This is a genomic window from Moritella dasanensis ArB 0140 (genome assembly GCF_000276805.1).
GTDB classification, from domain to species: Bacteria; Pseudomonadota; Gammaproteobacteria; order Enterobacterales; family Moritellaceae; genus Moritella; species Moritella dasanensis.
Window position 1 is genome coordinate 197558 of sequence record NZ_AKXQ01000004.1, and the last position, 20471, is coordinate 218028.

Here is a 20471-nt window from a genome sequence, read left to right on the forward strand (position 1 = left end):
CGCTAAAGTAACGCCATACACTTATATAGTCAGTTAGGCATATAACAAACCTGTACTCATATAACAGCCAGACATTTCATCGGAGAAAGAACATGACACAAGCTCAAATCTTATCAGCATGTAAAACAGCAATCGCAGCATGGCAGACAGCTTTTAATAACCAAGATGCAGCAGGTTGTGCAGCGCAATATGAAGAAGGCACTGTAATGCATGCGCGTCCGTTTGGCACATTCACTGGTCGTGAAGAGATCCAAATATTTTGGCAAGGTATCATTGATCAAGGTTTTAGCGACGTTGATTACACTGATGTTGAATGGGTGGCAATGAATGATGATAGCTATGTATTAACAGCTAAATGGACAATGAACAAAGCCTTCGGCGCAGTGCATCACGAACAATGGCGTGTTCAAGCTGATGGCAGTGCATTGTTAGCAGCAGATGATTTTGAAGTGCAAGGCGAACGCTAAGCAACGCTGTTTATGAGCCCTTATCTTGTAAATAGGTAAGTAGATAAATTGAAAGGCCGAGTGATTACAATATCACTCGGCCTTGTTGTTTTTATAACGTTGGGTCAATCGTACCAGCAATCGAGTTGTTCGTTCTAAACCAGCCTGCAATTGAGTAACGTTCAGATCCTGCGGCAAGTACTTCATGGGGGAAGCGCTCACTTTCAAATACTACCAAGGTACCTGCTTTTGGTGCGACACGTGCGATCACATCATCTGAGTCTTGAGCATAGACAAGCAGTTCACCACCGATATCGGGTGTATTGAGATAACAGACAGTGGTAAATACACGGTTTGATTTACCTTTAAAGGCATCAAGGTGTTTTTTATAAAAATCACCCACTTCATATTTTGCGTAATGACATTCATAATCGAATAAACCTAAGAAAAAGTTGCGATTAACTTCTAATCTCAATTCATCCGTTAGTGCCATAAAGTCAGCTTGTGCAGTACTTGCACCCGTTAACCATAGGGTCTTATCTTTACGTATTTGTTCATTTAGTTGTGAGTCTTGGCGACGGCCAATGCCTGCGGCTTTAAAGTCTGGCTGGTTTTCAAGGCAATCAGTCAGTAATCGTTCAATAACACCTTCTGGAAAGGCATCTTCGATGACAGCATAACCATGCTCATGAATATTGTCTAAAATAGTATCCATGGTGGCACGAAAATTATTTTTTAACGTAATGGGAACAGTGTCCACTTGATTTCGTTATATGGGTAAATGAGAAAATCAGTATACGCTGTTTAATCCATTTAAATATGATAAAAGATAAGACCTAAGTGAATAATCACTAACTGTAAAATTTAAGTGATTGAAGTTGATAAATGAAATAACAATAACAAGGTGTTACAGTGAGCGATATAAACTACATTCGATAGGATACTTCAATGATAAAATGGCCCGCAGTGATTAAATATCAAGGTGAAGATGAACTCATCTACATTGCCTCGTTAAGTGATTGGTTGAATGACCACGATTTATGCCAATCGCATTTTGAAGTAGAAGACCGATTAATCGACATGAGCGGAGACTTGTTTTCGCTGCCTATCGTATCATCAGCTGTAAATACTGCCGCGTTTGTGGCTTTAGATACCCAGATATCAGTACCCGAATTTGTCGAGTTAGTGCGTAAACATGCGGTCATTGAAAATTATTGCTGCTCTGCAAAGATAAACGCTAAAACTCACCCGCAACTGATTGCGATGGTAAAAGAAATCAATTCACTGTAGGTCGGAGTTTTAGTCATGGACGAACACGTCGTTATTTTAATTATTGCCTTAATCGTTTTGTTTTATGGCTTCATTTCCAAAAAGCTCGCCCAGTATGATATATCCGGTCCCATGGTATTTACCGTATTGGGGCTTATTTGTTCACCGTTTGGCTTAGACATTACCGCCGTTGAGATTGACGCTGAATTTGTCACTGTGCTGGTGGAAATAGCACTAGTACTGGTTTTGTTTAGTGATGCAGCCTTACTCGATCTGAAATTACTCCGACGTTCATGGCAGATACCTGCACGTTTACTGTTTATTGGCCTACCGTTAACGATAATTATCGGTACCGCTGTGGCCGTATGGCTGTTTCCCGAGCAACCGATTACGTATATGCTCTTGCTGGCACTGTTGCTTACGCCCACAGATGCTGCGCTGGGTAAAGCTGTGGTATCCGATCCGAAAGTACCTAAAGTGATCCGCTCTAGTATCAATGTTGAAAGTGGCTTGAATGATGGCATTGTTTTTCCAATCATACTCACCGTCGTGACCTTGATAACCAGTGGCCTCACCAGAGCTGACGATTATGGCTGGGTTTGGTATGTCGCCGAGCAGATCGTGTTTGGCATGTTAGTCGGTGGTATTATTGGTTATCTCGGGGCAAAATTACTCAACAAAGCGATACACTACAATTGGATTGAAGAGAGTTATCAAAACCTGATCCCAATCGCGCTGGCTATTCTGGCGTTCTACCTTGCTGAAGCTTTTTTAGGTAATGGCTTTATTGCCGCATTTTTTGCTGGGCTATATATTGGCAATACCAGTCACAAAGCCCGCGAGCACATTGAAGAGTTCGCTGAGAGTGAAGGCGAGTTGTTTATTCTGATTAGCTTCTTCTTGTTTGGTTTAGCGTTTGTGCCGTTAACATTACATGATATTAGCCTAAACGTGGTTATCTATGCCCTGCTAAGCTTAACGGTATTACGCATGTTGCCAGTGGTCATTTCACTCATCGGCACCAAGTTAGACTTGGCGAGTCGTGTGTTTATTGCTTGGTTTGGCCCACGTGGTATTGCTTCTATTCTCTACGTATTGATTGTTGCCCATGAAGTTGGTGACGTCGGCGGTTTTGATGTTGTTTTCGCTGTGGTTACTTTAACCATTTTAATGAGTATCTTTGCTCATGGCTTTAGTGCGCAACCTTTGGCTAATTTATACAGCAAAAAACATCGAGATGTTGAGTAACACTTAGCCAGGTAAATAAAGTCGTTTTGCTTTTTATATAGCAATGACTTATGGTCATCGGCGAAGTTAAGGCAAGCTGTTCATAAACAGCTATTTATAAAATACGATAGGTAAATAAACGAATGAGTATGATCACGCGATTACACTATTTTAATTGTGTTGTGGAAACGGGCAGTATCTCTGCAGCAAGTCGTGCTTTCGATGTGCAGCCCTCGTCTATATCCAGACAGTTGGCTGCGTTAGAGGCTGAATTAGGTATTCGTTTACTGAATCGAACCACGCGTAATGTCGGTTTAACAGAAGCTGGTTCGACTTATTATCATTATTCTCAGCGTATTGTTGCCGAACTTGATGAAGCCAACCGCGCGGTAAATGATTTACAGCAAAGCCCGAAAGGTAACTTAAAAATCAATATGACGGTGGGTTTTGGTGAGTCGTGTGTATTACCGCTAGTACCCGGTTTTATGCAAGCTTATCCCGACGTTAATATTGAATTAGAGCTGACCGAAAGGGTGGTTGATATCGTTGAAGATAATGTTGATATTGCCATACGCAGTGGGCGCTTACCTGACTCGAATTTGATTGCCAGTAAGTTAGCCAATAATGACTTTTTACTCTGTGCGACGCCACAATACTTGGCTGACCATGGTAGCCCCAAAACGCCGGATGATTTGCGTGATTTCAACTGTATCTGTTATGGTTTTAGTGGCTGGCGCGATTGGTATTTGCTGGATGATAAACCGCGTCGATTAGCCATTAAAGAAGGGCTAATTGTTAACTCGGTTAATGGTCAAAAGCAATTAATATTAAACCATGCTGGGTTAGCATTAATACCGCGCTGGGCGGTAAGTCAGCAGCTCAACAAGGGGGATCTAATCCATGTTCTAGCAGAGTACAGCTTCAGCCCTTATGAAAAGCTCAGTTCAACCTATGCGCTGTACCTAAAACGGGATCTCATTTCCCCTAAAATTAGGGTGTTTTTAGATTACCTCAAGCAACACTTATGATGCCGTTAAAAATTAGCGTTAAAAATTAGCGTTAAAAAGTCTAAAACGTCAAACCTAACGCCGCTAACGATTTAGAATTACTGTTAATATCGGCGGCTTCACGCTCAACCAACTCGGTTTGTTGCAGGTTGTGTTGTGAAGCATCACTGATATTAACGATATTGCGGCTAATTTCTTGCGATACCATATTTTGTTCTTCCGAAGCACTGGAAATTTGAATCGCTAGATCTGAAATATCCGTGATCGCGCCATACACATTTTGCATCATGGCTTGAGTGCGCTCTGATTCATTGACGCAGAGTTCTGCAGACTCTTTACCTTGTTGCATGGTTGCCGACCATTGTACTAAGGTCTGTTGAATTTCGTTAATCGACGTTTGAATTTGCTCTGTGGCTTTATGGCTACGGGTTGATAACGCTCTGACCTCATCTGCCACTACCGAGAATCCACGCCCATGTTCACCGGCGCGAGCCGCTTCAATGGCCGCATTCAATGCCAGCAAATTAGTTTGATCGGCAATGCCACGGATCTCTAACATGATCGCGCTGATCTTCTGTGCTTCGTCCGATAGCATGCTTGCTGATGCGGCTGATTCTGACACATCCATCGCGAGTTGACCCACTTGTAGCATGGTATCTGACATGGCTTTGGTTGCACTTTCACAATCATCATGAGCCAGTTGTACTTTTTCCGATGTTAATAACGTATTTTGCGAGACTTCAGCAATCGTCGATGCCATTTCGGTGACTGCTGTTGCGACTTGATGTAATTCAGCTGTTTCTTGTTCAACCCCTGCTTTGGCTTTGTGGGCTGCAGAGGTCAGGTTGTCAGCGCCAGTTTCGAGTGAGCGACTACTATCAACAACGCGGCCTAGAATAGTTTGGATCTTGCCTTCTTCTATCTTCAACTGAAAATCAACAATACCTTGTGGTTTTAAACCAGAGAACACATAACGAGAAACGCTGTCATAGCGTAATTTTAAGCTGGCGAAGTAGCGGGGTACGGTCACTAATTCATTGTGGAAAATAACAAAAGGCAGTAGGGGTAATAACAAACTCAGGTAAGGCATTGTTTGACTAAAATGCAGGATTAATGCGCTTAAGCTGAAGAAAGTTAGCGGTTTTAGGACCGGACGTTGGTACCATTTAAATAAGCTCTTGCCATTATTAATGGTCGTATAGGCCGCCTGCGCTGCTTGTTTGTCTTGCTGCGCTAAATTTTTACGTACCGATTGATAGCCGACTAATTTACCTTGTTCATGGATTGGCGTAACGAAGGCATCAACCCAATAATAGCGACCGTCTTTACAGCGGTTTTTCACTGCACCGCGCCAAGGTCTTCCGGCTTCTAAATTAGTCCAGAGGTCTTTAAATGCCGCCGCGGGCATATCTGGATGACGAACAACATTGTGATTCTGACCAATTAATTCATCGAGTTCAAAACCCGCGACTTGGCAGAACGTGGCGTTGGCGTAAGTAATGACCCCGCGAGTATCCGTGGTAGAAACGAGTTCATCTTGCACATCAAATGAAACTTCTTCATTAATGACCTGAGTGTTTCTTTTATTCATTACTTGTTTATCTCCGCTGTCGCTGTTGTCGCACGAACTAAATCGTAAATAGTAGCCAATATTTTAATAAGGTTTTTAATAACGATTTTAATAAATAGGTTAATCGGTATTTAGCATGCCTCTTAATAGGTGCATGATACCTTAAATTTTTTAATAAATGGGGTTGGGAAGTTAAATTAGTGTAAAGAATTTATTACTAACTATATTATTATTCATTGTATTCTTATCAAAGCGTTAGCTGAATATTATCTGCAGTCATGTTAATACTATTTTATTGAACAGGGGGTTAAGCAGACTTTATGCTAATTCCGAGTTATAAATACGGATTAATGTTATCATTGTCTTCTTTTTACCATCGGTTCTGCAGGCATGATTGCTTTAATGAAAAATAACGCCTTGTTTAATTGGCAGAAATTAAGCTTTAGGCGTCGATTATTATTGATCATGACTTTGTCTGGTATTGTTAAATTATTGATCTTGTCGGTTGCTGGTTTTGCTTATTTAAAGCACTGGGAAGAACAAGACAGTGGTAATAACGCCCTTGGTATTGCTAAATTCTTATCAACTTCCCCCTGTGTCATTAAAGCGATTGAGACAAATAATCCTGCGCTGATTAAAAACAAAATTGAATATTTGCGCGCCTCGGTCAATGCTGCGTTTATTGTCGTGGGTAATAAAGACGGGATACGTTTATCTCATCCTATTGATGCGCGGATCGGTAAGCCGATGAAAGGGGATGATAATGATAGAGCCTTAAAACAAGGATTATCTTATATCTCCGTTGCCGAAGGTTCGTTAGGGCGGTCTGTCAGAGGCAAGACCCCGATTATAGATGCCCAAGGTAATATTGTTGGCGTCGTATCGGTTGGTTATCTGTTGACGAGTATTGAAAGTAAAGCCGATCACTTTCTTATATTTCTGCTTATCATGATCGCATTGGTTGTACTGACTAACGCCGTGATCTCTAATTTTACCGCCAAGAAATTTCAAAATGCGATATTTGGTTTTGAACCTGAAGAGTTCGGGCGTTTGTATATGGAACTCGAAGTCACCCTCAGTACCATTAAAGAAGGCGTCGTGAGTATTGATGCCAACGGTAACTTACGGTCTATTAACCGCAGTGCCTGTGATATTTTTAAAGTGAATGCGGAAGATGTGCTGAAGAAAAAGATGGATGAGGTATTACCCGAGAATAATTTAACTGATATTTTGACCAGTAAAGTCAGTGAGTATAATGTTGAAATGATGATTAAAGGGCAAGCCATCGTAGCGAACAGGCAAATCCTCATTGTTGATGGTCAAGTTGTTGGTGCAGTATCCAGTTTTCGGCTTAAAGATGAAATTAGCGAACTGACCAAACAGTTATCACAAGTACGTGAATACTCCGATCTATTACGCTCGCAAACCCATGAGCATAGCAACAAATTAAATACCATCAGCGGGCTTATTCATTTGGGTAAAAATGAAGAGGTGCTGAGTTTGATAGGGCAAGAAACAGAGCGCTATCAACACCTGATTCAGTTCTTACGCGATGCGATCCACGAGCCGATGATTGCTGGTGTATTACTGGGTAAAAGTGAAAGAGCCAGAGAGTTAGGCCTATTATTAGAGATTGATGACGGTTCACAGCTATTAGCCTTGCCTGCGCATATTCGTGCCGAGGATATGGTGACGGTAATAGGTAATTTTATTGATAATGGCTTTGATGCTTGTATCAGCAGTAATACCCCTAAGTCAGAAAAGAAAGTGACCGTGAGTCTTTCTGATTTTGGCGATGAAATCATAATTGAAGTAGAAGACAATGGTTGTGGCTTACCAAAAAATATTGCCCAAGAAGAGTTAATTAAGCAAGGCGTATCGAGTAAATCAGAAAGTAATCGAGGCGTAGGACTTCATCTTGTTAATCAGATTATTAGCCAGTACAACGGGCAATTAATAATGGAAAGCATAAATAATAAAGGAACAAGAATGACGGTGTATTTACCAAAACAGCATGCGAATAAGGACATTAGCAATGACATCAACTAATCCGATTAAAGTCTTAATCATTGAAGATGATGTGGGTATCGCTGAGATCCACCGTCGTAATTTAATGAAAATAGATGGCTTAGAAGTCATCGGCATTGCCACAACGAAAGCAGAGGCCGAAACCTTACTTGAGGTATTAACACCGGATTTAGTCTTGTTAGATGTGTATTTACCCGACGGTAACGGCTTGGATATTCTGCGTGATTTACGTCAACAGCAACACCAATGTGATGTCATTTTGATTACCGCAGACCGTGACGCTGATACTCTACAAGCAGCCATGCGTGGTGGGGTGGTTGATTATATTTTAAAACCAGTGATCTTTGCGCGTTTAGAAGAATCATTAAATAAGTACCTGAAACAGAAAAACCAATTTGTTAACCTCGATGATTTAGACCAGCACTTAGTTGATTCGATGATTTCGGTTAGCGTTAAAAACTCAGCAGCATCACGTCTACCGAAAGGGATTGATAGTGTAACCTTGGATAAAGTACGGGGTCTGTTTACTGAGCATAAAGATATTACCGCGGATAACGCTGGGGTATTGATTGGTGCAAGTCGTACAACAGCAAGGCGTTATTTAGAGCACCTCATTAGTACGGGTGAATTGGTGGCTGATTTAAACTACGGCACAGTCGGCCGTCCAGAACGAACCTATAAAAAGCAAGCTAGATAATGTTTGTTTATTCAAACTGTTAGTGAGTGAATGACTATTTTATGGATGAAAAAAAACAGCGCTTAGAGCGCTGTTTTTGTTTCCGTTACCGAGCAAACCGTATTGTTAATCACAGTCATCGACAAATTCTGACTTCTTCACTCGACGGCGGTTAAACGCGGTCAGTAGCAAAGGCGTGATTAGCACTAAGGCTGAAATAACCGTGAACGTCAGTGTTATAGGACGTTCCCACAAGAAACTTAACTCACCATCACTGATCATTAATGAACGGCGTAGGTTTTCTTCCATCAAGCCACCGAGAATAAAACCCAGTAATAATGGCGCTAAAGGGAAGGTCGCGAGCCTTAAAAATATCGCTATCACCGCCACTAAGATCATGATAAAGACATCAACAGTATTAAAGGAAACCAGATAGACACCAGTGATTGAGAAGAAAATAATCATCGGCAGTAATACCGTTCTTGGTACCGCGAGCAGTTTGGCGATATACGGGATCAGCGGTAGATTCAGCACCATCAGTACCAGGTTACCGAAGTACATAGAGATGATCACCGACCAGAATATTTCCGGATTATCGACAAACAAACGCGGACCAGGTTGGATACCGTAAGAGATCATTGCACCCAGCATAATCGCTGTGGTACCAGAACCTGGAATACCTAAGGTTAATAGCGGTACAAATGAACCACTCGATGCAGCATTGTTAGCAGCTTCAGGGGCTACTAGACCACGGATACTGCCTTTACCAAATTCATCACGTTTATCTTTAGGAGCAAGATTACGTTCTAAACCATAACTTAAGAACGCCGCAATCGTTGCGCCTGCACCGGGTAATACCCCGACAAAGAAACCCAAAATAGAAGAACGAATTGCCACGGGCGCGACTTCTTTGAATTCTTCTTTAGTCACCTTCATGCTACCTATTTCAGATAAGGCACTGTTTTCTTCTGCTGATGTATCGGGTTCGGGTTTTAAAATACTGAATAATATTTCACCGAGGGCAAAGGTCGCCATCGCTAATAATAAGAAACTAAAACCATCCATCAAATCGGTCAAACCAAAGGTGAAACGTTCAACGCCAATGCCTTTATCAATACCGACGGTAGATAACATTAAGCCAAAAATAGTCATCATCCAGGCTTTTAATACCTGACCTTTACCCGCAAATGCAGCGACGGCAGACAGACCAACGAGCATTAGGGCAAAGTAATCTGATGATTGAAAGCTCAATGACACTCTGGCCAGTGCAGGGGCAGCGATTAATAACATGATCGCAGACAAGGTACCGCCAGTAAATGACGCGTAGGCAGCAAGTGCTAAGGCTTTACCAGCTTGGCCTTTCTTGGCTAACGGATAACCATCAAACGCGGTGACCACGGTGGATGAACAACCGGGCGCATTGATCAGGATTGACGATGTTGAACCACCAAAAATGGCACCATAGTAAACACCCGCCATTAAGATCATGCCCGAAGACGGATCTAAACCATAAGTAATGGGGATCATTAACGCAATCGCGGAAATCGGTCCAAGACCGGGCAACATACCAATAAAAGTACCAACAAAACAACCGACCATCACCATCATTAAGTTGGTTGGCATGATTGCTGTGGATAAGCCTGCTAAAATTCCATCTAACATAATTATCGTCCTACAAGCTTAAAAAGAGGTAACCAGGTTCAAGATAAATATCCAGAACTTTGGTCAGTAGTAACCAAAACACAGTTACAAAAGGGAAAGAGGCACCAAACAATACCGCTTTGCGGCGCTCGCCAAGTAGCCAAAATCCGACTAATAAGAATAAGCTGGTGGCCAATACGAACCCAAGCCAAGTGAGTCCAATACCATAGGCTGTCATTAAGGCAACGAATGCGCCGAGTAGACGCCAATCTAAACTGCTTTCATCAGCAGTTTGTTGTGCGCAAGCAATAGCTCTAGACTTTGTCGCGGGTGACATGACAATAAGTAGCAGTGACATGATGATGCCACCGGCGGTAAGTAAATAAGGTAAAGTACGTGCCGTAAAGGCCTCGTATTCGTCACCAGGAAAAAGCTGAATTTGGGTAGCTTGGTAGCCGTAGATTAAACAGACAAGCAGGAATATTAAGCCACTGACTCGGTCGCGGTTTAATACCGGTAAAGGTGTTGATTGCATGGGATGCTCCGATTTAAAAGAAAGCCACAGTGAAGGTGATTACTGTGGCTGTATCATGGGGATGAGTTAGTTTATTTTAGGAAGCCTAACTCACGCATCAAGGCACCCATTTGCTCTTCTTGTTGTTCTAAGAATGCATAAAAGTCTTTGTCTGCTCTGTAGTTATCAATCCAACCATTACGGTCACGCACTGTTGCCCATTGGTCAGTCTTATACATTTTACTTAATACTTTGTTCCATTCGGCTACTTTCGCGTCACTGATACCCGGTGACGCAAAGAATCCACGCCAGTTAGCAAATACAGTGTTGTTACCCATCTCGGTAAGCGTCGGTACATTTGGCGCTGCGGCTAAACGTTCTGGTGCTGTGATGGCAAGAATACGGACTTGACCACTTTTAGACATTTCCAGTACTTCACCTAAACCTGTTGATAGTAGTGGTGTTTCACCTGACAACACCGCTGCCATTGCTTTACCGCCAGCGTCATAAGCGATGTAGCGCACTTTACGGGCATCAAAACCTTCGCCTTTAAATGCCGCTGCTGCAATTAGATGATCCATGCTACCGCGCGCAGAGCCGCCAGCAATTTTTACTTTTCGTGGATTTTCTTTAAATGCGGCAACAACTTGTGACCAATTTTCAAATTTAGAATCTGCTGCAACGACAATCGCGCCATAATCGGCAATCGTTGTAGCGACTGGGGTTAGATCTCGAAACGACTGTGGGAAAATACCAGTCAAAGAACGGATCACAATCGGTGTAGAGTTAACCATCAAGGTATCTTGCTGACGTGCAGCCGTTTCAATCATGTGGGCAATCGCTTTACCGCCACCGCCACCAGAGAGATTTTGATAAGACACTTTGTTAACTAAGTCGGCCTTCATTAATACATCGCCAGTCCCGCGGGCTGTCATGTCCCAACCACCACCTGCACCGCCAGGTACAATAAAGTGAATCTTCTCTAAATCAGCAGCCCAAGCGGCCGATGAGAGTGTTGCAATACTTGCCACGATAAGTGATGAGGCTACACGCTTCCTAAATTGCTTTAGCATGGTTTCCATTCCTTGTGTTTTTGTTAAAAGCTGAATAATAAATAGCTTAATAGTTAAGACCAATATTGTTGACGTTATGGATCACTGGTTAACATCAATGAATCGATGTTACGTTAATGTTATCGGTATTATTGTGATGGAAGGGAAACTGTAAATAATGGTAATTAACGACGTTGTGGCCATTTTGTTCATAATGTTCACGGTGGGGTTTAGATTTATAGAGGATAAAAAAACCGCCTGCTTTATTGCGATAGAATAAAAGAGGCGGCTTTTTATGTCGTTATTTGACTGCTGGTTAGTGTGGTTAACCCTTAGTCTTTATTTTTCCAGCGTGGTCTTGTCTGCCGCTGTTGTTTCTGTGACGGTCGTATTTGTGAGCGCCGCATGACTTTGCGCCATGGTTTCTAAGATAGCGTCTTTTTCTACCCAAATATCATTCAAGTGTTGTTGGAAGCCGATTTTAAATGCACGGTCTTTTTGATAATCGCCGCGCATTTTAGCATCAATATCGGATACTCGAATATGCACATGTACATCTTTCACTTCACCACACAGGTATTGCCAAAAGGTCGGTGTTTGATCTGGGTAATAAATCGCGACATCAACAATTTTGTGAATATGATCGCCAAGTGCCGAGAGTGCAAACGCTAATCCCCCTGCTTTTGGTTTTAGTAGGTGTTTGAACGGCGAGTTTTGCTTGTCATGCTTTTCGGCAGTTAAACGTGTACCTTCCACAAAATTCATCACACTCACTGGGCTTGATTTGAATTTAGCGCAGGCTTTACGTGTTACTTCGATATCTTTACCGCGTAATTTCGGGTTTTTCTTGAGTTGCGCAGTGCTGTAACGACGCATAAATGGGAAGTCTAACGCCCACCAAGCCATTCCTAAGAAAGGCACAAAGATAAGATCTTTCTTTAAAAAGAATTTTAAGAAAGGGATCTTTTGATTCAATACCCGCTGCAAGATCAGAATATCAACCCAAGACTGATGGTTGGCAATGACCATATACCATTCTTCTTCAGACAGTTCGATACCAGTATTGTGCATATGAATTTTTACGGGGTGAATAAGGCGTTCTATCACCACGTTACCCCTGATCCAGTTACTGGCCAAGTAGACGAGTAAAGAAGAACATAAGGTCTGTAACATTTTAATCGGTAATAGTTTGATTGGGCTTAAAATAATGATTGGGATAACCCAAAACAATAGATTCAAAAACCACAATACAAACGCTAAACAGCCGCGTATAGATGACATAACACTTCCTAAAAATGACAATCAGTAAAAATAGAGTGTCTATACTACTGCGCAGAACAAGGCGACTCAATATTAAATTTACGTATGATGTATAAAATCATCGGATATGACTAAAGGTCGGAGCAGTCAGAGGTGATGCTATAAAGAATATTATTGATTTAAGTCACACTTTTGAGGTAAAGACTAAAACTACAACGATAATTTAATATAAACGCTGTCTCGTCGTCGGTAATCATTTATTCTATTATTAATTATATCTTTTTTATTTAAATTTGATGTAAGCCATTACTTAAAAAGTATTTTTTATCTTAATCCTTAAGGAAGCGAACTTATGAATACTGCAATAGACATACTTTTAACACCGTGGCTTTGGGTCGCAGTGGTCGTCATTTTCACCATTCAAAGAAGTGTATTATTTATTCCTCAAAACCGTGGTTATGTCATCTATACCTTCGGACGTTACAGCGGCACATTGCAAGCAGGGCTTAACTTTATTGTGCCTTTTGTACAGCGCGTTGCTGCAGATCGTAACTTAAAAGAACAGTCGTTAGATATTTCGTCACAACTGGCTATCACCAAAGATAATATTACGTTGGAACTTGATGGTATTTTATTCATGAAAGTGACGGATGCCGCGGCTGCGACTAATAATATTACCGACTATAAATTAGCGGTAGTACAGCTGGCGACAACAACAATGCGTAATGCTATTGGTTCGATGGAACTCGATCAGTGTTTCCAAAACAGAGATAACATTAACGCGTCTATCTTAGCGTCGATGACAGAAGCGACTCAACCTTGGGGTGTGCAGGTAACACGTTACGAGATTAAAGACATTACACCGCCTATTTCAATTAAAGAAGACATGGAAAAACAAATGGCGGCAGAACGTGAAAAACGTTCTGTGATCCTCACGGCTGAAGGTGTTAAGACTGCTGCGATCACGCAAGCTGAAGGTTTGAAACAAGCCCGTGTATTAGATGCAGAAGCGGCTAAAGCAGAGCAAGTACTGGCGGCTGAAGCAAGTAAAGAATCACAAATATTAGAAGCGACGGGTAAAGCCGAAGCGATTCGATTAGTGGCCGACGCGGATTCTAATGCGCTAAATGTAATTGGTGCTGCAGCTATCACTGCTGAAGGTCAGCAAGCGGTGCGTTTGACATTAGCACAAGATACCATTGCTGCGCATAAAGCCATTGCATCTGAAGGTTCTGTGATTTTAACCGATGGTAAAACGGGCGATAATATTGGTAATACGGTTGCTCAAGCGATTGCCGTTTCAAGCGCACTGAAGTTATCTGAATAGTGAGTTTGTCTTCTATCAATGGAGTTTACTAAATGGATACATTAATTAACTACTTACAGAACCATCACGATCAATTACTTTATATTATTGGTGCGATAGCATTGATTGTTGAGTTGAGTGTGACGGGGTTAAGCGGGCCATTACTGTTTTTTGGTCTTAGTTGTCTGATCACTGGGGTATTGGTTAGTACTGGCATAGTCCAAGGCTGGGAGTTTGAAGTATTATCGGTAGGCCTATTGTCTGGCGTGGTAGCTCTATTATTATGGCAACCGCTTAAGCGATTTCAGGGCAATCGGTTGGTACAAGATACCAGTAGCGACATGATAGGACAAACCGTACCGGTGAGCGAAGTTGTCACGATGAACGGCGGTAAGGTTCGTCATTCCGGTATTAATTGGAATGCGCGGTTAAGTGAAACCGCAACGGTTGAACTCCTTGACGTTGGTCTACGGGTTAAGATCGTTGCAGTCGATGGCAACATTCTAATCGTTGAGTAGTGACTAGAGATTATTTATAACATGAGCTAGATAATGCCTAGAGTAAAAGCTCGATGCATTTATCAGCGACTTAACTCATCCGAGCAGATGAGATGTTTAATACACAGTTCATAAAACGCTTGTGCTTGAGGAGAGATAGTATGTTCTGCAAGTCGAAAGATGCCCATCTTTCGTTCTAGCAGTGGGTCGATAAGGGGTAACCACACTAGGTCTGTTTCATTATTGGGAAAGGCCAATTTAGGCAGTGTGGTTATGCCAATTCCCAGTTTTAATACAGAGAATAAAGAGGTGATATTCTCTACCGAGTAAAGCGCTTTATCAATAAGCACCCTTGCTGCGGTTGGTTCTAGCAGTGTACAGGTGCCGTTATGAATAAATGGCTGATCCAATAATGCCCGCCATTCAATACCGTTAATATTACGTGCAATGGGATTATCCTTTAAGCATACCACCCCAATTGGGTCCGAAATCAGTGGTGTGAAATCCACTGCTGCAGCGTCTAAATTGGCACAATTCCCCAACGCTAAATCTACTTCGCCTGACAATAATCTAGCTTCGACGCCTGCCGCGTTATCATCAATTAAACTCACCTCGACATTGGGGTAGTCCTTACAAAACCGTCCCAGTACGTTAGGAATGAGTTTCGCCGCTACCGAGGGCACACTAGCAATACGCACGCGACCTTGTTGGCCTGCTGCTGCTGCCCGTAAGTCATTATCTAATGTTTTATAAATATGCAGAAATTGGGTGACTTTGGGTAAGCATATTTGACCAAAGGGCGTGAGCGTTGACTTGTTGCCCGATTCAAATAGCGGTTGTTCTAAGGTACGTTCAAGCTCTTTGATAGAGGTTGATAATGCCGCTTGAGAGCGATTCGCTCTGCTTGATGCTGCGCGGAACCCACCTTCTTCGACCACTAAAACGAAATGTCGCAATTGTTGTATTTTAATATCCATCTTTAATAGCCTATGAAGTATGTTGTGATAAAGCCTGTCTTGATAAAAAGTATGTCGTGATCACGCTTTTATGGGGTGATAAGTTTTTCTTATCAATCGTACAGAATTTACCGTTAGATTTATCAAGAGTCAAATGGCAATATTCACAACATTGAAACAAAGCAGCTACAAATGGATATAAACATGACAACTCAAAGCTACCCGGTAAAAACTGAATTATTTGCGTCTAAAGCGCCACTCGAATGGGCGATTGTAAATAATGGCACTTTATATACTGCGCAGATCCCGATTGATCAAACTGGGGCAGTTGTTGCGGGTGGCATTGAAGCACAAACTCGCCAAACCTTTGATAACCTGGTCCACACATTAGAATGTGCAAGCGAGTCGCTTAGTTCAGTACTGCAAGTCTTAATCTATGTCACTGACCGTGAATATCTAGCAACGGTGAATAAAGTATATGCCGAATATTTTGATGCACCTTATCCCAATCGCGCTGCCATGGTCGTGGCGGGATTAGCACGTGAAGAGATGCTGGTCGAGTTCGTCGTTTATGCTGCGGTCAGTGAATCGTGAACGCACTCTTAACTTAAATAAAAGCACTTTTAACTTAAATAAAAGCAAAATAAAAGATCAACTATACTCACGAGTGTAATCTAAATTAACTCAATATATCGCCGAAACAAGGAAAGTCGTATGACAACTCAAACACAACGCATTCAAGCAGAAAGCTCACTTTATATTGGCGGCGAATGGCAAGCAGGTGTTAGCACTGTCGCTAACATTAACCCGTCAGATATCAGCCAAAACCTGGGTAATTTTGCACAAGCAAGTACGGCGCAAGTACATCAGGCTATTTCGGCGGCAAAACATGCTCAACCAACATGGGAAAAGACCCCACTAGAACAAAAACAAGCGGTACTACAAGGTATCGGTGATGAGCTGATTGCACGTTGTGATGAACTGGGTCGCTTACTATCAAGTGAAGAAGGTAAACCATTCCTAGAAGGCCGTGGTGAAATTTATCGTGCGGGTCAATTCTTCCAGTACTTTGCAGCTGAGGTATTACGCCAAATCGGTGATAGCGCAGCGTCAGTAAGACCTGGTGTGACCGTTGAAGTAACGCGTGAAGCTGTGGGTGTTGTCGCTATTATTTCACCGTGGAACTTCCCAACGGCAACGGCGGCGTGGAAGATCGCCCCAGCATTAGCCTTTGGTAACAGTGTTATTTGGAAACCGGCCAACCTAACGCCAGCCAGTGCTGTGGCATTAACAGAAATCATTCATCGCCAAGGTTTACCAGCAGGTACGTTTAACCTGGTACTGGGTAGCGGTTCTGAAGTCGGTAATGTATTAATTAATTCAACGGAAGTGAACGGCGTAAGCTTTACCGGTTCTGTTGATACTGGTCGTAAAATTGCCGCTGCAACAGCACCTAACTTTGTGCGTTGCCAGTTAGAAATGGGCAGTAAAAACGCCTTGATTGTTGCTGATGATGCCGACATTAATATTGCTGTTGAAGCGACTATTGCCGGTTCATTCTCGGGCGCAGGTCAAAAATGTACAGCGTCTTCTCGTCTTGTGGTGATGGATGGTATTCACGATGCGTACGTAGAGGCGTTAATTAAGCGCATGAGTCAACTGAAAGTGGGTCATGCACTTGAAGACGGCGTATTTATGGGGCCTGTTGTTGATGGCAAGCAATTAGACGCTAACCTCGCTTGGATTGATACAGCACGTCAAAGTGGCGGCGAACTGGCCTTTGGTGGTGAACGTTTAAGCATGGAACATGAAGGTTTTTACATGTCGCCTACACTGTTTATTAATACTAAAAATGATTGGTCGGTGAATCAAGAAGAAGTATTTGCGCCGATGGCGAGTGTGATCCGTGTTGCTGATTTAGAAGAAGCGATTGCGACAACAAACGATACCCGCTTTGGTTTAACCAGCGGCATTATCACCCAAAGTCTACGTACGAGTACGCTGTTTAAACAGCAAGCGCAAACCGGTTGTGTGATGGTTAACTTACCGACTGCTGGCACGGATTACCATGTGCCGTTTGGTGGCCGTAAAGAGTCAAGCTTTGGTCCGCGTGAGCAAGGCCAATACGCAAAAGAATTCTATACAGTGGTAAAGACTGCTTATCAACGTGCTTATTAAGATTGGTTGAAAGCGGTATTGAAAGCATAGCCAAGTTAATAAAATTCAGATGAATAATGAAGGAGTCGGTATGTATAGCCAAAGGATTGTGATTGACGGATTGCAGTATTGCAATTGGGATCGAGAATACTTCCAAACATTAAAAAACAGTGGCATTACAGCTGTTCACGCCACGATTGTCTATCACGAGACTGCGCGTGAAACGTTAAGCCGTTTTGCTGAATGGAATTTAAGGTTTGAACAAAATGCCGACTTGATTATGCCTATCCACTCTGTTGCGGATATCGAGAAAGCCAAGGCGTTAGGCAAAGTGGGCATTTTCTTTGGCGCGCAAAACTGTTCATCGATTGATGATGAAATCGGTTTGATTGAAGTAATGCGTCAACAAGGTCTGCTTATTATGCAATTGACTTATAACAACCAAAGCTTACTGGCGACTGGGTGTTATGAGAAAAATGATAATGGTATTACTCGTTTTGGTAAGCAAGCGATTGCAGAGATGAACCGCGTTGGCATGATCATCGATATGTCACACAGTGCAGAGCGATCTACACTTGAAGCGATTGACCTTTCGTCACGTCCAATTTGTATCAGTCATGCCAACCCGACGTTTGCGTTTGAAGCACTGCGTAACAAGTCGGATACGGTGATCAAATCGTTAGCAGCGCGTGGCGGGTTATTGGGATTTAGTTTGTACCCATTTCACCTACCCAATGGTAGCCAGTGCACTTTGGATGATTTTTGCCAGATGGTCGCGAAAACGGCCGACATGGTGGGCATTGATCATCTTGGTATTGGTAGTGATCTGTGTCTAAACCAACCGCAAGCGGTATTGGAATGGATGCGTAATGGACGTTGGTCTAAAGCCATGGATTATGGTGAAGGTTCGGCAAGTAATTCAGGATGGCCTGATTCATTGCCTTGGTTCTGCGGTAGCGCAGGCATGGAGAATATATATAACGGATTAATGCGCTACGGATTTTCTGAATCTGAAGCGGGGCAAGTATTAGGCGAGAATTGGTTTAACTTTTTAAAGCAAGGATTAGAGCCTATTTCGTAAGTCGTTACGACACATAGAACGTCAGCCCACCCTTAATCGACAGGGCTGGCGTAAACACACCTTTGCAGTTGCAAAGCATACCTCTGGAGTCAGAGCATGTCAGATTTAACCAAAAGCGCGAAAGCGGCGAGCTTAAACAGTGATGGTAGTAATACCTCAAGCTCATCAAGTGATAGCGCAGTAAGTGAGAATAAGTCTACAGCGGATAAATTGGGTTTTAGTAACCCAGCCTTTTGGTACAGCGGTAGTTTTCTTGCCGCATTTGTACTATTAGCGTTATTCGATGAAGCCTTATTGTCTAGCCTTGTGAATAGCGGGTTCTTGTGGGCTGTAAAAGTCTTTGGCCCCTATTGGCAAGTTTTGTTGTTATTAACTTTTTTGATTGGTATTTGTTTAGCCGCTGGTCGTACGGGGAAAGTTATTTTAGGCGCGCTTCCAGAGCCTGAAATGGATGGTTTCCGTTGGATGGCTATTATCTTTTGTACTCTACTTGCAGGTGGTGGTGTGTTTTGGGCTGCGGCAGAGCCTATTGCGCATTTTGTGAGTCCACCGCCTTTGTATGGTGCACAAGATAATATTCAGCAACAGGCTGTTAATGCCTTGTCACAATCATTCATGCACTGGGGTTTTCTGGCTTGGGCGATTGTCGGTAGCTTGACGTCTATCGTGGTAATGCATTTGCACTACGATAAAGGCTTACCGCTTAAACCGCGTATTTTGCTTTACCCTGTTTTTGGTGACCGCGTACTCACTGGCCACACTGGCGCCTTGATTGATGCGTGTTGTATCGTTGCGGTTGCTGCTGGCACCATTGGTCCGATTGGTTTCCTTGGTTTGCAGGTGAGTTATGCTCTCAACTTCTTGTTTGAGATCCCTAATGGTTTTACTACACAGCTTATTATTATCTTATTTGCGATTGCATTATATACGCTCTCAGCGCTAAGTGGTTTGAATCGTGGTATGCAAATGCTCAGTCGCTACAACGTCATTCTGGCTTGTGTGTTGATGGTTTACATTCTTATTTTTGGTCCAACTAACTTTATCTTTAATGGTTATATCCAAGGTGTGGGTAGCATGGTCGATAACTTCATACCTATGGCGACATACCGTGGTGATGAAGGCTGGTTGAGCTGGTGGACGGTATTCTTCTGGGGTTGGTTCTTAGGTTATGGCCCGATGATGGCAATCTTTATCGCGCGTATTTCACGTGGTCGAACAATTCGACAACTCGTTACCACCATCAGTATTATTGCGCCGCTCACCACGTGTTTTTGGTTCACTATCGTCGGTGGTTCGGGTTTAGCGTTTGAAATAGCAGAACCGGGTTCAGTAAGCTCTGCATTTGAAGGGTTTAATCTACCAGGTGCGCTGCTTGCGGTGACAACGCAATTACCGTTCCCTATGATCACCTCGATTTTGTTCCTGATCTTAACGACGATCTTTATCGTGACGACGGGTGACTCGATGACTTACACCATTAGTGTGGTGATTAGTGGTGACGCTGAGCCGAATGCATTTATCCGTGCTTTCTGGGGCATCATCATGGGGATTACAGCCTTGATCCTTATTTCACTTGGTTCGGGAGGTATATCTGCACTGCAATCATTCATTGTTATTACTGCAGTACCGGTTTCTCTCATCTTATTGCCATCACTTTGGAACGCGCCACAGATCGCGATGAAAATGGCGAAAGACCAAGGTTTATAGACCTGTCTATTTATAACATGGAAGGTCGGTAACTCGGCCAGTTTATAAGTGGATAGTAACGACAAAATGTGAAGCAG

The 20471-nt window shown here is 42.7% G+C and carries 19 protein-coding genes; 12 read left to right on the top strand and 7 right to left on the bottom strand.

Going from position 1 to position 20471, the window contains the following annotated elements; translation table 11 throughout:
* Positions 1-92: 92 nt before the first annotated feature.
* Positions 93-467 carry a nuclear transport factor 2 family protein gene (locus tag A923_RS0105005; protein ID WP_017220561.1) on the top strand — a complete coding sequence of 125 codons (375 nt, stop codon included), beginning with the start codon at positions 93-95 and terminating at the stop codon, positions 465-467.
* 91 nt (positions 468-558) lie between these two features.
* Here A923_RS0105005 and A923_RS0105010 read toward each other — a convergent pair whose 3' ends face one another.
* Entirely contained in the window at positions 559-1161 is a 603-nt protein-coding gene (locus A923_RS0105010) for a 2OG-Fe(II) oxygenase (protein WP_051039715.1), read from the bottom strand.
* A gap of 233 nt (positions 1162-1394) precedes the next feature.
* Here A923_RS0105010 and A923_RS0105015 point away from each other — a divergent pair, with 233 nt between their 5' ends.
* The 3 genes from A923_RS0105015 (at position 1395) to A923_RS0105025 (ending at position 3970) form a co-directional block, all read left to right on the top strand.
* Positions 1395-1736, top strand: coding sequence for a DUF4144 family protein (locus A923_RS0105015; protein ID WP_017220563.1), 342 nt, complete (start codon positions 1395-1397; stop codon positions 1734-1736).
* 15 nt (positions 1737-1751) lie between these two features.
* Positions 1752-2963, top strand: coding sequence for a cation:proton antiporter (locus tag A923_RS0105020; RefSeq protein WP_017220564.1), 1212 nt, complete (start codon positions 1752-1754; stop codon positions 2961-2963).
* A gap of 122 nt (positions 2964-3085) precedes the next feature.
* Entirely contained in the window at positions 3086-3970 is an 885-nt protein-coding gene (locus tag A923_RS0105025; protein ID WP_017220565.1) for a LysR family transcriptional regulator, read from the top strand.
* Positions 3971-4010: 40 nt separating this feature from the next.
* Here A923_RS0105025 and A923_RS0105030 read toward each other — a convergent pair whose 3' ends face one another.
* Positions 4011-5540: a methyl-accepting chemotaxis protein gene (locus A923_RS0105030; RefSeq protein ID WP_017220566.1), complete on the bottom strand. Its 1530-nt coding sequence runs from the start codon at positions 5538-5540 to the stop codon at positions 4011-4013.
* A 369-nt stretch (positions 5541-5909) separates the two neighbouring features.
* Between A923_RS0105030 and A923_RS0105035 the strand changes: the two genes are divergently transcribed.
* Positions 5910-7568 (top strand): ATP-binding protein, encoded by a 1659-nt coding sequence (locus tag A923_RS0105035; protein WP_017220567.1) that lies wholly within the window; start codon positions 5910-5912, stop codon positions 7566-7568.
* On the top strand, positions 7555-8244 hold the full coding sequence (locus tag A923_RS0105040; RefSeq protein WP_017220568.1) for a response regulator: 690 nt from the start codon (positions 7555-7557) through the stop codon (positions 8242-8244). Before A923_RS0105035 ends, A923_RS0105040 begins: the two co-directional genes overlap by 14 nt.
* 105 nt (positions 8245-8349) lie before the next feature.
* On the opposite strand, the gene A923_RS0105045 is transcribed toward A923_RS0105040, so the two are convergent.
* From A923_RS0105045 to A923_RS0105065, 4 genes are all read right to left on the bottom strand, one after another.
* On the bottom strand, positions 8350-9885 hold the full coding sequence (locus A923_RS0105045) for a tripartite tricarboxylate transporter permease (protein ID WP_017220569.1): 1536 nt from the start codon (positions 9883-9885) through the stop codon (positions 8350-8352).
* Positions 9886-9895: 10 nt separating this feature from the next.
* The gene (locus tag A923_RS0105050; RefSeq protein WP_017220570.1) at positions 9896-10399 is read right to left on the bottom strand and encodes a tripartite tricarboxylate transporter TctB family protein; all 504 of its coding nucleotides are present in this window, start codon (positions 10397-10399) and stop codon (positions 9896-9898) included.
* Positions 10400-10470: 71 nt separating this feature from the next.
* A complete protein-coding gene (locus A923_RS0105055) occupies positions 10471-11451 on the bottom strand; it encodes a tripartite tricarboxylate transporter substrate binding protein (protein ID WP_017220571.1) in 981 nt (326 codons plus the stop codon).
* 318 nt (positions 11452-11769) lie between these two features.
* Entirely contained in the window at positions 11770-12711 is a 942-nt protein-coding gene (locus A923_RS0105065) for an acyltransferase (protein WP_017220573.1), read from the bottom strand.
* A 331-nt stretch (positions 12712-13042) separates the two neighbouring features.
* On the opposite strand from A923_RS0105065, the gene A923_RS0105070 reads away from it, so the two are divergent.
* Positions 13043-14017 (top strand): SPFH domain-containing protein, encoded by a 975-nt coding sequence (locus A923_RS0105070; protein WP_017220574.1) that lies wholly within the window; start codon positions 13043-13045, stop codon positions 14015-14017.
* Between the two features lie 32 nt (positions 14018-14049).
* Complete coding sequence (locus A923_RS0105075; protein ID WP_017220575.1) at positions 14050-14514, top strand: NfeD family protein; 465 nt, start codon at positions 14050-14052, stop codon at positions 14512-14514.
* Between the two features lie 62 nt (positions 14515-14576).
* On the opposite strand, the gene A923_RS0105080 is transcribed toward A923_RS0105075, so the two are convergent.
* The gene (locus tag A923_RS0105080) at positions 14577-15470 is read right to left on the bottom strand and encodes a LysR family transcriptional regulator (RefSeq protein WP_017220576.1); all 894 of its coding nucleotides are present in this window, start codon (positions 15468-15470) and stop codon (positions 14577-14579) included.
* A 183-nt stretch (positions 15471-15653) separates the two neighbouring features.
* On the opposite strand from A923_RS0105080, the gene A923_RS0105085 reads away from it, so the two are divergent.
* The 4 genes from A923_RS0105085 (at position 15654) to A923_RS0105100 (ending at position 20394) form a co-directional block, all read left to right on the top strand.
* On the top strand, positions 15654-16043 hold the full coding sequence (locus tag A923_RS0105085; protein WP_017220577.1) for a RidA family protein: 390 nt from the start codon (positions 15654-15656) through the stop codon (positions 16041-16043).
* Between the two features lie 120 nt (positions 16044-16163).
* Complete coding sequence (locus A923_RS0105090; RefSeq protein ID WP_017220578.1) at positions 16164-17627, top strand: aldehyde dehydrogenase family protein; 1464 nt, start codon at positions 16164-16166, stop codon at positions 17625-17627.
* A gap of 70 nt (positions 17628-17697) precedes the next feature.
* Complete coding sequence (locus A923_RS0105095; RefSeq protein ID WP_017220579.1) at positions 17698-18687, top strand: membrane dipeptidase; 990 nt, start codon at positions 17698-17700, stop codon at positions 18685-18687.
* Between the two features lie 96 nt (positions 18688-18783).
* On the top strand, positions 18784-20394 hold the full coding sequence (locus tag A923_RS0105100; protein WP_017220580.1) for a BCCT family transporter: 1611 nt from the start codon (positions 18784-18786) through the stop codon (positions 20392-20394).
* The last annotated feature ends 77 nt before the right edge of the window (positions 20395-20471 follow it).

What these genes read in the sequence shown, in the direction of transcription:
- A923_RS0105005 (WP_017220561.1), top strand. Translation starts at nt 93, where the DNA reads ATGACACAAGCTCAAATCTTATCAGCATGTAAAACAGCAATCGCAGCA.
- A923_RS0105010 (WP_051039715.1), bottom strand. Translation starts at nt 1,161, where the DNA reads ATGGATACTATTTTAGACAATATTCATGAGCATGGTTATGCTGTCATC.
- A923_RS0105015 (WP_017220563.1), top strand. Translation starts at nt 1,395, where the DNA reads ATGATAAAATGGCCCGCAGTGATTAAATATCAAGGTGAAGATGAACTC.
- A923_RS0105020 (WP_017220564.1), top strand. Translation starts at nt 1,752, where the DNA reads ATGGACGAACACGTCGTTATTTTAATTATTGCCTTAATCGTTTTGTTT.
- A923_RS0105025 (WP_017220565.1), top strand. Translation starts at nt 3,086, where the DNA reads ATGAGTATGATCACGCGATTACACTATTTTAATTGTGTTGTGGAAACG.
- A923_RS0105030 (WP_017220566.1), bottom strand. Translation starts at nt 5,540, where the DNA reads ATGAATAAAAGAAACACTCAGGTCATTAATGAAGAAGTTTCATTTGAT.
- A923_RS0105035 (WP_017220567.1), top strand. Translation starts at nt 5,910, where the DNA reads ATGATTGCTTTAATGAAAAATAACGCCTTGTTTAATTGGCAGAAATTA.
- A923_RS0105040 (WP_017220568.1), top strand. Translation starts at nt 7,555, where the DNA reads ATGACATCAACTAATCCGATTAAAGTCTTAATCATTGAAGATGATGTG.
- A923_RS0105045 (WP_017220569.1), bottom strand. Translation starts at nt 9,885, where the DNA reads ATGTTAGATGGAATTTTAGCAGGCTTATCCACAGCAATCATGCCAACC.
- A923_RS0105050 (WP_017220570.1), bottom strand. Translation starts at nt 10,399, where the DNA reads ATGCAATCAACACCTTTACCGGTATTAAACCGCGACCGAGTCAGTGGC.
- A923_RS0105055 (WP_017220571.1), bottom strand. Translation starts at nt 11,451, where the DNA reads ATGCTAAAGCAATTTAGGAAGCGTGTAGCCTCATCACTTATCGTGGCA.
- A923_RS0105065 (WP_017220573.1), bottom strand. Translation starts at nt 12,711, where the DNA reads ATGTCATCTATACGCGGCTGTTTAGCGTTTGTATTGTGGTTTTTGAAT.
- A923_RS0105070 (WP_017220574.1), top strand. Translation starts at nt 13,043, where the DNA reads ATGAATACTGCAATAGACATACTTTTAACACCGTGGCTTTGGGTCGCA.
- A923_RS0105075 (WP_017220575.1), top strand. Translation starts at nt 14,050, where the DNA reads ATGGATACATTAATTAACTACTTACAGAACCATCACGATCAATTACTT.
- A923_RS0105080 (WP_017220576.1), bottom strand. Translation starts at nt 15,470, where the DNA reads ATGGATATTAAAATACAACAATTGCGACATTTCGTTTTAGTGGTCGAA.
- A923_RS0105085 (WP_017220577.1), top strand. Translation starts at nt 15,654, where the DNA reads ATGACAACTCAAAGCTACCCGGTAAAAACTGAATTATTTGCGTCTAAA.
- A923_RS0105090 (WP_017220578.1), top strand. Translation starts at nt 16,164, where the DNA reads ATGACAACTCAAACACAACGCATTCAAGCAGAAAGCTCACTTTATATT.
- A923_RS0105095 (WP_017220579.1), top strand. Translation starts at nt 17,698, where the DNA reads ATGTATAGCCAAAGGATTGTGATTGACGGATTGCAGTATTGCAATTGG.
- A923_RS0105100 (WP_017220580.1), top strand. Translation starts at nt 18,784, where the DNA reads ATGTCAGATTTAACCAAAAGCGCGAAAGCGGCGAGCTTAAACAGTGAT.